8 protein-coding genes and 1 tRNA gene are annotated in these 14,353 nt (G+C 74.7%); 2 read left to right on the top strand and 7 right to left on the bottom strand.

The features are described from left to right. Positions 1–219: 219 nt before the first annotated feature. Positions 220–292: transfer RNA gene (locus tag Cco03nite_RS40535), tRNA-OTHER, on the top strand. A gap of 26 nt (positions 293–318) precedes the next feature. Continuing rightward, positions 319–1,986 carry an ankyrin repeat domain-containing protein gene (locus Cco03nite_RS40540; RefSeq protein WP_203699364.1) on the top strand — a complete coding sequence of 556 codons (1,668 nt, stop codon included), beginning with the start codon at positions 319–321 and terminating at the stop codon, positions 1,984–1,986. A gap of 6 nt (positions 1,987–1,992) precedes the next feature. On the opposite strand, the gene Cco03nite_RS40545 is transcribed toward Cco03nite_RS40540, so the two are convergent. The 7 genes from Cco03nite_RS40545 to Cco03nite_RS40575 form a co-directional block, all read right to left on the bottom strand. After that, entirely contained in the window at positions 1,993–3,672 is a 1,680-nt protein-coding gene (locus Cco03nite_RS40545; protein ID WP_239168060.1) for a PucR family transcriptional regulator, read from the bottom strand. Positions 3,673–3,833: 161 nt separating this feature from the next. Continuing rightward, positions 3,834–7,169: a serine hydrolase gene (locus tag Cco03nite_RS40550; protein ID WP_203699365.1), complete on the bottom strand. Its 3,336-nt coding sequence runs from the start codon at positions 7,167–7,169 to the stop codon at positions 3,834–3,836. Positions 7,170–7,235: 66 nt separating this feature from the next. Then, a complete protein-coding gene (locus tag Cco03nite_RS40555) occupies positions 7,236–8,198 on the bottom strand; it encodes an ABC transporter ATP-binding protein (protein ID WP_203699366.1) in 963 nt (320 codons plus the stop codon). Next, positions 8,195–10,105, bottom strand: a complete 1,911-nt coding sequence (locus Cco03nite_RS40560) for a dipeptide/oligopeptide/nickel ABC transporter permease/ATP-binding protein (protein WP_203699367.1) — start codon at positions 10,103–10,105, stop codon at positions 8,195–8,197. Before Cco03nite_RS40560 ends, Cco03nite_RS40555 begins: the two co-directional genes overlap by 4 nt. 30 nt (positions 10,106–10,135) lie before the next feature. Then, on the bottom strand, positions 10,136–11,269 hold the full coding sequence (locus tag Cco03nite_RS40565; protein ID WP_239168061.1) for an ABC transporter permease: 1,134 nt from the start codon (positions 11,267–11,269) through the stop codon (positions 10,136–10,138). Positions 11,270–11,312: 43 nt separating this feature from the next. Further along, positions 11,313–12,896, bottom strand: coding sequence for an ABC transporter substrate-binding protein (locus Cco03nite_RS40570; RefSeq protein WP_203699368.1), 1,584 nt, complete (start codon positions 12,894–12,896; stop codon positions 11,313–11,315). A gap of 19 nt (positions 12,897–12,915) precedes the next feature. Further along, a complete protein-coding gene (locus Cco03nite_RS40575) occupies positions 12,916–14,298 on the bottom strand; it encodes a serine hydrolase domain-containing protein (RefSeq protein ID WP_203699369.1) in 1,383 nt (460 codons plus the stop codon). Between the last annotated feature and the right edge of the window lie 55 nt (positions 14,299–14,353).

Genomic DNA, 14,353 nt, shown 5'->3' on the forward strand with positions numbered 1-14,353 from the left:
GGCGCCGAGCCGCCCGGCGGGCGGGTGCACGCCGTCGGGGCTGTCGACGACGGCGGGAACGGCGTACTCGACCTCTTCGCCGGTGGTGGTGTCGGTGCTCATGACCTTCTCGATACCCGGGGTGCGAACCTGACTCGCGAACAGCGCACACCATAGGCGCGCCTGTCACGGCATGCGCGCCCGGCCCGCTGTCGGGGGTGTCCATTAGGCTGCCCGCGGCAGGCTGTAGCGCAGAGGTCGTCGCGCCACTTCGCGCAGTTGGAGGACGCCGGTTCGAATCCGGCCGGCCTGCCACCCACCCGTCCTGGAGGTGTGCGGATGATCACGCTGCTGCGCGGCGACCTGGCGCAGTGGCGGCGCATCCGCACCCGCATGCCCACCCCGCAGGCCGTCGCCGCGGCGGCCGACGCCCGCGCCGCCGGTGACTGGCGTACGGCCGCGGCGCTCGCCGACACCGACGTCGACCTGGACCTCGACGACGTCCGGCACCGGTTCGGCACGGAGGCCGCCGCGGCCATCGACGAGGACCTGCACCACCTCGCCCTGGACCTGCTGCTCTGGCACCTGCCCCGGCATCACGGCGGCATGACGACGCTGCGGGCCCGGACCAGCGCGGTGCTCGCGCCGCGCGCCGTCGACCACGGCACCCCGCTGCTCCGGGTGCGCCTGCCGCTATCGCCGACCGGCCCGCAGCGGCTGCTGCTGACCGTCGCGACGCTCGCCGATCTGAACTGGATGAGGAACCGGTGGTACGTCGCGCCCCGCCAGACCTGGGACGTCCGCGAGACCGCGGCGTTACGAGCCGCCTGGGGCTGCTCTGCGGACCGGCCGCCGCTGCTCGCGCCCGACGGCACACCGCTGCCCTGGTCCGCGCTCGGCACCGGCGACGACGCGGCGGCCGCGACCGAGCGTGTCTACCTGATGCTCGCCGCGGGCGACTACGCGGCCGCCTGGCGGGCCTGCGGCATCGAACTGCCGTTCACCGACACCAAGGCGCTGCAACGCGGCTCCGGCCCACCGACCTGCCCGGTCGGCCTCGCCGACGAGATCCGTGCCGTCGCCGCGACGTTCACCGAGCGCCCCCGATTCCCCGCCGAGCGGGTGGACACCCTGTTCGGGGCGCACCTCAACGTCAGTGTCGGGGACGAACTCGTCGCCGCGGAGTCGGATCCGCACGACTACAACGAGGGGCCGCCCACCGTCGCGAGCGGGCCGGTCCCGGCCGACCTCGCGCTGCTGCACGCCGGCCTGATGACCCCGGGCGACCTGCACCCGCTGCTGCGCGCGGCACTGTTCCCGACGCTGCCGCCCGCCCTCCCCGGTGCGGGCGTGCCGTCGGTCCGCGAGCCGGTGCCGGAGTCGGCGGTAGGTGAGCCCGGTGCTCCCGTGCGGGTGCGCTGCCGGGGTGAGTGGCACCTGGTGGGCGTACGCGACGGCGCGCTGCGGCTGCACGGCCACGACGCCGACGAGTTACGCCGCGAGCAGGCGCTGCGGGTGATGGGCGGGGCGAGCGCGGGGTGCTTCGCGGTACGCGACACCTGGCTGACCGGGGCCGGGCGGCTGCCGAAGGCGTTGGCCGCCCAGCGCACCCGGGTCCGCGAGCGGATGCTCGACGGCGACACCGACTGGCTGCTCGACGGCCTGGCCAGGGGCGTCGTCGACCCGCTGATGCGCGACGGCAGCGGCTGGTCGCTGCGGCACATGGCGATGTGGGTCGACCACCCGCGCCTGCTGCCGCTGCTCGACGCGGCTGGCCTGCCCGTCGACGCCCGCGACCGCATCGGCCGCACCCCGCTGTACGTCGCCTTGATGAACGGCGGCGACATCGCGCTGATCCGCGCCCTGGTCGCCGCGGGCGCGGACCCGTACGCGCAGACGGTCCACGGCGCGAGCGCGATCGAGGAGGCCACCTACCGGTCAAGCCGCGGCGACCGGGCGCTGCTCAACCAGCTGTGGGACGACCACCGCGCCGCGGCCGGCCGCTGATCCCGGTCAGGGGCGGCGTTCGGCCGCCGACCCGGGCGTGATGACACGCAGCTGGAGCATGGCCGCGAAGCGGGCCTCGGGGTCGGTCAGGTCCAGGCCGCCGACCTCGGCCAGGCGGCGCAGCCGGTAGCGGAACGTGTTCGGGTGCACGTACATCGCCGCCGACGCCGCGATGACGTCGCCGAACGCGTCCAGCCACGCCCGCAGGGTGTCCACCAGGTTCGTCTGGTGCTGCTCGTCGTACGCGAACAGCCGTGCCACCGGCCCGGTCGGCCGGTCGCCGCGCGCCGCCACCAGGTCGCGCAGCTCCAGCACCAGCGACTCCACGTGCACGTCGGACAGCCGAGCCACGCGGTGCCCGCGCGGGCCGTGCGCCGGGGCGGAGCGCAGCACCCGCAGCGCCCGGTCGGCCCCGGCCCGCGCGTCGGCGAGCCCGCCCGCGTCGGCCGCCACCGCGCCGATGCCGATCACGGCGCGCACCCGGTCGCCGACCCGGTCGAGGAAGTCGGTGGCGATACGCAGCGCGCGCTGCTCGCCGTCGCCGTCGCGGGCCACCGGCAGCAGCCCGTACGCCACGTCGCCGACCAGCGCCGCCACACAGCGCGGATGCACGGCGGTGAGGTGCATCGCCAGGCCGTCGGCCAGGCGCTGGCGCTCGCCGGTGAGGTTGACGTCCGCGCCGATGGACTCGTCGCCGGGCGGCAGCATGGCCAGGGCCAGCACCACCACCGGCTGGTCGGCCAGGCCGAGGCGGTGCAGCGCCTCACGCGCGCCCGTGCCACCTTCCAGGGCCGTGCTGAGCAGGTCGGCGCGCAGCCGCCGGGCCACGTCCGCACCGGCCCGGATCCGCAGCATGTGCAGTGCGACCAGGCGCGCCGCGTCGCGCAGCGCCTGGCTGCGCTCGGCGGTCAGCGGCTCGCGCACGGCCGCCCAGATCGAGCCGAGCACCTCGTCACCGGCGCGCACCGCCACCGCGACCCGCGGCACGCTGAACCCGCCCGGCTCGCCCGGCGGCTCGACGAACACCGGCTGGTCGCTGCGGTAGAGATCGCGGAACACGCCGCGCTCGGCCAGCAGCTTCGCGTACTGCTCGGGCACCTGGCGGCCCAGGATCGTCTCCACCCGGGACGGGTCGGCCTCGTCCTGCCGCCCGGAGAACGCCAGCACCCGGGAACTGCGATCCTCGATCGTCACCGGCGCGTCGAGCAGTGCCGCGACCGCGTTGGCGAGGGCGAAGAGGTCGCCCGAGGGCATCCCCCCGATGGTCTGCGGTTCGCCCTCGCCGACGTCGCCCTCGGCCAGCAGCGCCCGCAGCAGCGCGGCCAGCTGCGCCCACGACGCGCCCCGGGTCAGCGCGAGCAGCGCCACGCCCGAGTCGTCGGCGGCCTGCCGGAGTTCGGGGGTCAGCGGCAGCGGTGCACGCAGCACGAGCGCGGTCGCGTCGTGCCGGCCCAGGCTGTGCAGCAGGGATGCGATCTCGGCCGGTTCGCGCAGGCCGACGCCGAGCACCAGGGCGCGCTGCGGAAGCACGGGCTCTTCGAGCGGGTCGTGGATGGCGACGCCGCCGATGTCGCCGCCGCGGTCCGCGTCGCCGTGCACCAGTTCGAGCAGCGTCGCGCCGAGGTCGTCGAGCACGCGGCCGAGGGTGGCCTGGGAACGCAGGTTCAGCTTCACGGGGGCTAGCACCGTCCGAACATAGGAGCAGGACGGCAAGGCTAGTTCGTCCCGGCGGACAACACCAGGCCCTCGTTTCGTCCCCACGCACCAGCCCGGATGATGGGAAGGGCACCTTCTACAACGCGGAGCGTTGTGAAGGTGCCCTTCCTTTCCACCCTGAGGAGGGGGTGTCAGGCGATCTTCGGGGTGGCGCGGACGCCGAAGTGCAGGTACCGCTCGCCGGTCGGCAGGCCGTAGAACGTCACCGGCGACCACGTCTGCTGGCCGGGCTCGCGCACGACGTACAGGTCGGTGGCGACCGGGGTGAGCGTGAACTCGTGCACGGGGTCCGGCAGCAGCGAGGCCAGCGGCCCGGTGATGGTCACCCGCAGCACGCCGTCGGCGAGCACCTCCATCCGGGAACCGGCCCGCTCGTACACACCCACGTGCGGCGTCAGGTCCGCGTCGACCGGGTCGGCCGGCGGGGTGAGCGGGTGCGGCATGCCGACCCCGGCGAGCTCGGCGAAGATCTCCCGGTACAGCTCCTCGTACAGGTCGCGGGCGTTGCCGCCGTTGGTGAGCATGGTGACCGCGAGGCCCTGGCCGGGCAGCATGCGCAGGAACGCGGCCTGCCCGATGGTGTTGCCGTCGTGGCCGATCAGGCGCGCGCCGTCCCAGCCGAACCGGATCCAGCCCAGCCCCCACGAGTCGCCGAGGGAGTGCTTGTCGGGCAGGTCGGCGTGCATTTCCGCCATCGCGGCGGTGCTGTCCGCGCTCAGCACCCGGGTGCCGTCGGCGGCGAGCCCACCGGTGAGGTGCATCCGCGCGAAGGCGAGCACGTCGGCTGCGGTGGAGCTGATCAGCCCGGCCGGGCCGAGCGCCCGCGGCAGGCCCCAGACGGGTGCGCGCAGCTGGGTGCCGTCCGGGCCGGCCACGTGGCCCACGGCGGCGCGGTGCAGCAGCGCCTCCTCGGGCAGGGTGCCGGTGCGGGTCAGGCCGAGCGGGGTGAACAGCCGCTCCCGCATCGCCTTGTCCCAGGTCCCGCCGGTGAGCCGCTCGATGACGTAGCCGGCCAGCGAGAACCCGGAGTTGCAGTAGGACCAGGTCGCGCCGAGCGGGTGGTTCTGCGCGACCTCGGCGAGCAGTGCGGTGTACGCCTCCAGGCAGTCGTCGCCGCGGCCGGTGTCGTCGAACACGTCGCCGTCGATGCCGCTGGTGTGCGTCAGCAGGTGCCGCATGGTGACCTGCTTGGCCACGTCGGCGTCGGACAGCCGCAGCTCGGGCAGCACCTGCACGAGCGGGGCGTCGAGGTCCAGCAGACCCTCGTCGGCCAGTTGCAGCGCGACGGTCGCGGTCCACACCTTCGAGATCGAGCCGATCTGGAACACCGAGTCGGTGGTGGCGACCACGCCGGTGTCGGCGTTGAGCACGCCGTACGCGGCCTCGGCCAGCTCGTCGGGCCGGCCGTCGGCGCCGACCCGCAGGATGCCCAGCGTCGCGCCGGGCACCTGGTGCTTGGCGGCCAGCGCGGACAGGCGGCGCTGCCAGTGCGCGGCGTCGACCGGCGGGCGGCCGGTCCCGGCGTACTGCTCCACCCAGTCGACGACGCGGCGGTTGAAGTCGGCGCGGTGCGAGGGCGGGCCGTCGAGGATGAACAGGTGCGAACCCTCGGGGTAGAGCACCAGGCTGGTCGGCACCCCGTTCTCGCGCAGCGCGGCGTGCCACTGCTGGGCCTGCCCGACGGGGCAGCGCAGGTCCGCGCCGCCGTGGATCACGAGGGTGGGCGTACGCACCTGGTCCACCCGCACGAACGGCGACATCGCCGCGTACCGGGCCGGGTCGTGCCACGGCAGGCCGCCCAGCTCGTGCTCGGCGAGGAAGTGGCCCTGGTCGGAGGTCCCCGCCATGCTGTCGAGGTCGCTGACGACCCCGCCCGCCACGGCCGCCGCGAAGCGGCCGTCCCGGCTGGTCAGGTAGCAGGTCATGAACCCGCCGTAGCTGTAGCCGGTGACCGCGAGCCGGGCCGGGTCGGCGAGCCCTTCGGCGACGAGCTGGTCGATCGGCTCCAGGAAGTCCTTGGCGTCGCCGTCGCCCCACGCGCCGATCGCGGCGTTGAAGAAGCTCTCGCCGTAGCCGTCGCTGGCGCGCGGGTTGAGCAGCAGCACCGTCCAGCCGCGGGCGGCGAGTTCCTGGTGGTAGAGGTGGATCTCGTCGGCCGCGCCGTTCCACGCGTTGTGCGGGCCGCCGTGGATGTCGAGCAGCAGCGGGCGCGGGCCGGTGACCGCGGGGTCGCGCACGAGCCAGCCGTGCACCACCGTGCCGTCGGAGACGGTGAACTCGCGCTCCTCACGGGCGTACAGCCCGGACAGGTCCGTGCCGTGCGAGGTGCGCACGTCGCGCGTGCCGGTGGCCGGGTCCACGGTCACGATCTCGCCGTATGACGTAAGCGTGCCGAGCACGACGGCCGCCGTGTCCCCGGCGACGGTCATCCCGGACACGTTGAGCCCTGCCTCGGCGACGACCGGGCGGGGCGTGCCGCCGTCGGCGTCCACCGCGTACAGGTGGGTGCAGCCGCGGTCGCGTACGCAGAACAGCACGGTGCGCCCGCCGTCCACCAGCCGCGGCACCGCACCGGGGTAGCCGGGGCCGCCCGCCATGACGTTGCGGTCCAGCGCCCCGGCCAGGTCCACGACCGGGCCGCCGTCCAGCGGCAGCCGCAGCAGCCGGGCGTGCCCGACCGGCCCGGCGACGCCGCCGACGACCAGCAGGTGCTGCCCGTCGGGAGTCCACCCGACCGGTCCGGCGACGCCGTCGGCGAGCCCGACCTGGCGCGGCGCGGCCGCCGGGTCGGCGAGGCCGACGACGTGCACCGGAACGCGTACGCGCAGGTCGGCGTCGGGCGCGGTGGCGGCGGCGAAGGCGAGCCGGGTGCCGTCGGGCGACCAGGACGGGTCACCGGCGTGCCAGTCCCCCCGGGTCACCTGGCGCACCTGCCCGGTGGCGACGTCGAGCACGTGCAGGTGCTTGCGCATCGTGCGCAGCAGGCCCGCGCCGTCGGCCTGGTAGTCGAGCCGGTTCGCGACGATCGGGGCCTTGGCCCGCTCGGCGCGCGCCGCGTCGTCCTCGCCGTCGGCGGCGTGGGCGTCCACCGCCGCGCCGAACGCGATCCGCGTGCCGTCGGGGCTCCACACCGGAGCGCCAGCGCCCATCGGCAGGGTGGTCAGCCGGGTCGGCTCGCCGCCCGCCACGGGCAGCAGCCACAGCTGGGCCGGGCCGTCCTGGGCGCGCAGGAACGCGATCCGGGTCCCGTCCGGCGACCAGGCCGGGGCGGAGTCGGCGTCGCCGCGCGTGAGCTGCTCGGCTTCACCGGTCCGCGTGCCGACGCGCCAGATCGCGTGCCGGTTGCGGTCGGCCTCGGCGTCCGCGGTGCGCAGCACGTACAGGATCGAGCCGCCGTCGGGGGACAGCGCGGGCTGCTCGGGCACCGCGAACTTGGTCAGATCGTCGATTCGCTGGCGTGTGGTCACCGGGATCTCCTCGCTGGTCGGTCAGGGTCGATGTCGTGCGCCACCCGGTGGGGCGGCGGTCGTCGGTCAGGCAGCGGCCGGGTCGGCGGCGCTGCTCACGAAATGGCAGGCGGCGCGGTGGGGGCGGCCGTCGCCGGTGGGCGCGGTGTCGCGGCACACGGTGCGGTCCGGGTGGACCAGGGGCCCGACCGGGCAGCGCGGATGGAACCGGCAGCCGGTCGGCGGGTGGTGCGGGTCGGCCGGTTCGGCGTCGGCGACCGACGCGGGCACGGTGTCCGCGGCCTGCGGCCCGCCCCGCCGTGCGGCGGCCAGCAGTTCGCCGGTGTACGGGTGACGCGGGTCGGCGAGCACCGACTCGGCCGGCCCGTACTCGACGATGCGGCCCAGGTACATCACCGCGATGTAGTCGCTGACATAGCGCACCACGGCCAGGTCGTGCGTGATGAACAGCATCGACAACCGCAGTTCGCGATGCAGGTCGCGCACCAGGTTCAGCACGGTGCCCTGGATGGACACGTCCAGCGCCGAGGTGATCTCGTCGGCGATCACCACGTCGGGCCGCCCGGCGAGCGCCCGCGCCAGCGCGACCCGCTGCCGCTGCCCGCCGGACAGCTCGGCCGGGTGGCACCCGGCGCGGTCGGCGGGCAGGTCCACCAGGTCCAGCAGCCTGGCCACCTCGTCGCGGCGGGCCGCCGCACCCGGCACCGCTCCGCGCGGGATCGCCTCGGCGATCGAGGAGCCGATCGTCATCCGCGGGTCGAGCGAGGAGTACGGGTCCTGGAACACCATCTGCAGCGGACGCCGACCGCCGCGCGGCAGCGGCCGCCCGTCGAGCAGGATCCGTCCACCGGCCACCGGGGTCAGCCCGACCGCGGCCCTGGCCAGCGTCGACTTACCGGAGCCGGACTCACCGACGAGTCCGACGACCGCACCGGACGGCACCGTCAGGTGCACCCTGTCGACCGCGGTCATCTCCCGCCGCCCGCTGCCGTACCGGACGGTGACGTCCTCGAAGGTCAGCTCGCTCATCGCCCCTCCCCCTCCGTCGCGGCGGCCGGCGCCGGCTCGGGGCGCTGCTCGGCGTGCCAGCACGCCACCCGTCCGCCGGACCCGTCCTCGATCAGCGCGGGGTCGGCGCGCTTGCAGTGGTCGTCGGCCAGCGGGCAGCGCGGCGCGAAGGCGCAGCCCGGTGTCGGTGCGGCCGGGTCAGCGGGCCGGCCGGGAATCACCACCAGCGGCTGGTCGCGGTCGGTGGCCAGGTCCGGCACCGCACCGAGCAGTGCCCGCGTGTACGGGTGCCGCGCCCCGTCGCGCAGCCGTGCCACCGGCAGGTCCTCGACGATCCGCCCCGCGTACATGACCAGCACCCGGTCGCAGACCTGCTCGACGACGCCGAGGTCGTGACTGATCAGCAGAACGGCCACGTCGTCGGCGGCCCGTACGTCGGCCAGCAGCGCGAGCACCTGGCGCTGCACCGTCACGTCGAGCGCGGTGGTCGGCTCATCGGCGATGATCAGTTTCGGCTCGCCCATCAGGCCCATGCCGATCATGGCGCGTTGCCGCATCCCGCCCGAGAACTCGTGCGGGAACTGGCGGGCCCGCCGCGCCGCGCCCGGGATGCGCACCGCGCGCAGCCGATCGACGGCACGCGCCAGGGCCGGCCCGCGCCGGTGGCCCAGGTGCTGCTCGGCCACCTCGGCGAGCTGGCGGCCGACGCGCTGCACCGGGTTGAACGAGGTCATCGGGTCCTGGAACACCATCGCCAGCGACGTGCCGAGCAGCCGCGGCCGGGCCCGGGGCGGCGTCCGCAGCAGGTCGTCGCCGAGCAACTCCAGCCGCCTCGCCTCGATCCGGCCCGGCCGTTCGATCAGCTGCGCGACGGCGAGCGCGGTCAGGCTCTTGCCGGACCCGGACTCCCCCACGATGCCCACGGCCTCGCCGCGCCCCAGCGTGAACCCGACTCCCCGGACCGGCGTCACCGGCCCGAACGAAACCTTCAGGTCCTCCACGATCAGCAACGCATCGGCCTGCGCCGACTGCTGCGGCCGCACCGGCACGGCCGTCGTCGGCGTCGGCGTCGGCGTCGGCGTCGGCCGAGCATCGTCGGTCGCTCGCTTTCGGCCGCCGGCTGTCGCCGTACGTGGCCCGACGGCCTTCGCCGCCGCCTCGCCCACGAGGTTGAACGCCAGCCCGGCCAGCACGACGGCCACGCCGGGCACCAGCGCGGCGGCAGGGTTGAGGTAGATGCCGTTGAGGCCCTCGCCGAGCAGCCGCCCCCAGTCGTAGTCCGGCGCCTGCACGCCCAGGCCCAGGAACGACAGGCCCGCGAAGGCCAGCAGCGAACCGCCCGCCGCCATGGTCGCGTTGACCAGCAGTGGTTCGGCGATGTTGGGCAGCACGTGGCGCAGCAGCACGCGGACCCGCCCGACCCCGGCGATGCGCGCGGCCGCCACGAAGTCACGCCCGGCCACGCTCGCGGCCAGGGTCTGGGTCAGCCGGGCGAACGCCGGGGCGATGGCCAGCCCGATCGCGGGCACCGCGCCGCTCGCCCCCGCCCCGAAGATCACCGCGAACGACAGCGCCAGCAGCAGGCCGGGGAACGCCACCGCGATGTTCACCGCCGCCGTGACCAGGCGGCCCAGCCGCGGCCCGAGCAGCAGCGGCAGTGTGCCGAGCAGCAACCCGACGGCCACGCCCACGGCGGTCGCCAGGAGCGCCAGCCGCACCGACGTACGCGTGGCGACCAGCACCCGGAAGAAGATGTCCCGGCCCAGGTTGTCGGTGCCCGCCCAGTGCTCCGCCGACGCGGGGGCCAGGATGTGCGCCGTGTCGACCTCGTCGGCCCGGCCGCCCCACAGCAGCGGCGCGAGCACCGCCAGCAGCAGCACCGCGCCCAGCAGCACGGCCGCGGCCGCGCCCACCGGGGTCCGCAGCACACCGGCCCACCTCGCCCGCGACGTCACCGCTCAGCTCTCCCTGATCGTGGAACGGGGGTCGAGCAGCGCCAGCGCCACGTCGACCACGAGGTTGACCAGCAGCACGCCCAGGCCGTACACCAGCACCACGCCCTGCACCACGGGGTAGTCCTTGGCCAGGATCGAACCGACGATGGTGCTGCCCAGGCCCGGCCAGGCGAACACGTTCTCGGCCAGCACCGTTCCGGCGACCATGCCGCCCAGCAGCAGCCCGCCGACGGTGATGGTGGCGGTCAGCGCGTTCGGCAGCGCGTGCCGCAGGTAGACCCGCCGGTCGGGCAGGCGTTTGGCCCGCGCGGTGCGGATGTACTCGGCCTGCAGCACCGCGAGCGTCTCCACCCGCACGATGCGGGCCAGGATCGACGCCGGGCCGACGGCCAGGGCCAGCACCGGCAGCACGTACGACGACGGCCCCTGCCGCATCGCCACCGGGGCCCAGCCCAGCTCGACGCTGAACACGTAGACCAGCCCGACCGCGACCAGGAACTCGGGCACCACCGCGAGCAGCACGCTGCCGGAGGTGAACGCCAGTTCGACCGGTTTGCGCCGGCCACCCCGGGTCAGCACCGCCATGGCCAGGCCGAGCGGGATCGACGCGAGGACCGCGAGCGCGAAGGCGAGCACGGCCAGCTCGGCCGTGGCGGGCAGCCGGTCGCCGATCACCTCGGACACCGGCAGGCCGGACAGCATCGAGGTGCCGAAGTCGCCGCCGACCAGGTGGCGCAGGTAGTCGGCGTACTGCTGCCAGAGCGGGTCGTTCAGGCCCAACGCCTCGCGGCGGGCCTCGACCAGCTCCACGGGCGCGGTGTTGCCCAGCGCCGCCCGGACCGGGTCGCCCGGAATCAGGTGGATCATCAGGAAGGCGCCGGTGACGAGCACCCAGACCGAGACGAGCAGCCGGCCGAGGCGGCGGGCCGCGAAGCGCAGCCACGGGTTGCCGAGCAGGTGGGCGAACCCCGGGGCGGAGGCGGTCGTGCTGGTCACCGGCATGGCCTCCGTCACATCGTCGGGTTCGGTGATCAGATCCTGCCCGCCGGCCGCCCGCCCGGTCTTGGTACGCCCGCACAAGGCGACCCGGTCGACCCTGTCCGCCCGCACCACTGCGGGGGAAAAAGGCGGTGCCACGACCCGATCCCGGGTCGTGGCACCGTCGTGCGGTACGGGTCCGTCAGGCGAGCATGCGGATCGAACCCGGGGTGACGCTGCCCTGGCTCAGCTCGAACTGGGCGCCCTTGCCGAAGATCGGCACCGTCGAGTCCACGAACGGCACCACGTCGAGCCGCTTGAACAGCGCCTCCTCGGCGGCCTGCCACTTGTCGCAGCCGCCGCTGCCCGCGATCGCCGACGCCGCCTGCACGTTCGCCGTGTAGTCGGGGTTGTCGATCGAGGCGAGGTTGACGCCGTTGGGCGGCGTCGCGCCGGACAGGAACGGCACCAGCTGGGTCGGCAGGTTCACCCCGAGCGGCAGGATCGCCGCCTGCCACGCGCCCTGCCCGCCGATGACGAGCTGCCCGATCTCGGCGTCGCTGAGGCCCTTCACGGTGACCTGCGCGCCGAGCGCCGTCCACTCCTTCTGCAGCAGCTCCGCCGCGGCCTGGGTGCCCTGGCCGACGCTGGTCGGGAAGTACAGCAGCACGGCGAGCTTCTTGCCGTCCTTGGCGCGTACCCCGTCGGCGCCCGCGGTCCAGCCCGCGGCGTCCAGGGCGGACTTCGCGGCGGTGGTGTCCTTGGCGGGCAGCAGCGACGCCGCCTTGCCCGCCGGGCACGGACCGCCCGGTGCGACCAGCCCGGCCGAGCGCTGCCCGCTGCCGCTGGTGACGACCTGGCCGAGCTGGTCGAGGTCGAGTGCCTGGGTGAGCGCGCGCCGGACGGCCTCGTCCGCTCCGGGCATGCCCTTCTTCTGGTTGAACCACAGCTCCCCGAGCGGCGAGGCGACCACGCGCTCGTGCAGCTTCGCCGCGCGCAGGCGCTGCTGGTCCGGGCCGACCATGACGGCCGCGTTCACCTCACCGGACAGCAGCAGGTTCGCCGCGGTGGTGCCGTTGGCGACGACGCGCAGCACGACCTTGTCGGGCAGGCCCGCCTGCTCCTTCTTCCAGTCGCCGGGCCCCCACGCGTACTCCTTGCGCCGGGTCAGCGTGTAGTGGTCGCCGGCGACGGCCTCGCTGACGGTGAACATGCCGGTGCCGTCGGAGCCCTGCTTGAGCTGGTCGCGCGCGGCCATGCCCTTCTTGCACACGATCGGCAGCCCGCCGACGTTGCGGTCGAGGAACGCGTCGGGCGCCGGCGAGGTCACCGTGACAGTGCCGGCCGCGTCGTCGCCGACGGCGGTCGCGCCCGCCGGCACGTAGACGCCGATGCGCGTGGACGCGTTCTTCGGGTCGCCGACGAAGGTGATGTTCGCGGCGATGTCGGTCGCGGTGAGCGGGCTGCCGTCACCGCAGGTGATCCCCTTGCGCAGGGTGAACGTCGCGCTGGTGGTGGTCCCGTCCCACTTCTCCGCCAGGCCCGCGACCATGCTGCCGTGCTCGTCCACGTTGACCAGCGAGTCGTACAGGAAACGACCTGCCTGCAGCGCGGTGGAGACCGAGGTGAAGTGCGGGTCGAGGGTGCCCGGGTCGGACCCCAGCACCAGGGTGAAGGTCTTGCCCTCGGCATAGGACCCGCCGCCCGCGGGCTGCCCGCCACCGCCGCAGGCGGCGAGCGCCAGGGTCAGCGCACCCGCCGCCGTGACCGTCGTCAGAGATCTCATCGTGCCTCCAGTTGAAGGATCAGGCCGTGCGCCGGGTGGCGCGTCCGCTGTGGACGTATCGGGCCCGGCCGCCGTCGTCGCCGACGAAGGCCTGCGGCAGGTGCACGCCGTGCGTCGGCTCGGCGGGCAGGAAGACGTCGCCGTGCAGGTGCACCAGCTCGCTGCGCTCGGCCTTGCCGCCGAGCTCGGCGAGGATGCCGCGGGGTGTCTGCTCCAGCCAGATCCGCCCGTCGCCGTCCTGCGTCACCACCAGCGCGCCCACCTCGGACTCATAGGTGCCCAGGTAGCGGGCCGCGTCGACCGGTTGCGGGTCGGCGGGCGGCACCGGCAGCGCGGGCATCTCGATCCCGGCGAGCTCGCGCAGCAGGTGCGGGAAGATCGCGGTGTACAGCGCGAACGGGTTGCCGCCGTTGACGTTCAGGGCGACCGCCACGCCCTGCTCCGGCGCGACGCGCAGGAACGCGGACTGCCCGATGGTGCCGCCGTCGTGGCCGAACACCTCGCCGCCCGGCCAGTCGAACAGCTCCCAGCCCAGCCCCCAGGCGTCGCCCATCAGCCCCGACACGGGCACCGTGACCTGGCGCTCGCGCATGGCGGCGACCGAGGCCGGGCTCAGCACCGCGGTGCCGTCCGCGGCGCGGCCGCCGTCGAGGTGCATGCGGACGAAGGCCAGCAGGTCCCGCGGGCGCATGGCGAGCATCGCCCCGGCCGGCGCGTTCGAGCGGACCAGCGCCCAGATCGGTGCGGGCACCGGATCGGCGTCCGGGTCCGGCTGCAGGTGGCCGACGGCGGCACGGTGCAGGATCGCCTCGTACGGGCCGGTCGCGGCGTGGCTCAGCCCCAGCGGCGCGAACAGGAACTCGCGCAGGCAGGCGTCGTACGGCTTGCCGCGCAGCACCTCCACGATCCGCCCGAGCACGCAGTATCCGGCGTTGTTGTAGGAGAACAGCTCGCCGGGCGGGAACAGCTGCGAAGTGCCGCCCAGCGTCGCGACGTACTTCTCGACGCAGTCGTCGCCCGGGCCGGTGTCGGTGAAGATGTCACCCTCGAACCCCGCCGTGTGGCACAGCAGCTGCCGCACCGTGGCCACCGCCGCGGCGGCCCCGTCGGCCAGCGCGAACTCGGGCAGGTAGCGGCGCACCGGCGCGTCGAGGTCCAGCACGCCCTCGTCGGCCAGCTGCAGGACCAGCGTGGCCGTCCACACCTTGGTGACCGAACCGATCTGGAACAGGGAGTCGGGCGTGGCCGTCACGCCGGTCGCGTTGTTCAGCACCCCGGCGGCATGGTCGACGACCTCGCCCCCGGCGTACACCGCGATCGCCGCGCCGGGCACCCGGTGCTCGGCCAGCAGCTCCGGCAGGCGCACCTGGAGCCAGTCATGGATCTCGCTCAACTTCGACATGGGCCACACCATAGGGTCGCCCCCACCCCCAGGCGTTCGTCCGCGACGACGAACG

The sequence above is a fragment of the Catellatospora coxensis genome (genome assembly GCF_016862635.1).
Classification (GTDB): Bacteria; Actinomycetota; Actinomycetes; order Mycobacteriales; family Micromonosporaceae; genus Catellatospora; species Catellatospora coxensis.

Coding starts and splice junctions, on each gene's coding strand:
- Cco03nite_RS40570 (WP_203699368.1), bottom strand. CDS start 12,896: ATGAGATCTCTGACGACGGTCACGGCGGCGGGTGCGCTGACCCTGGCG.
- Cco03nite_RS40555 (WP_203699366.1), bottom strand. CDS start 8,198: ATGAGCGAGCTGACCTTCGAGGACGTCACCGTCCGGTACGGCAGCGGG.
- Cco03nite_RS40575 (WP_203699369.1), bottom strand. CDS start 14,298: ATGTCGAAGTTGAGCGAGATCCATGACTGGCTCCAGGTGCGCCTGCCG.
- Cco03nite_RS40540 (WP_203699364.1), top strand. CDS start 319: ATGATCACGCTGCTGCGCGGCGACCTGGCGCAGTGGCGGCGCATCCGC.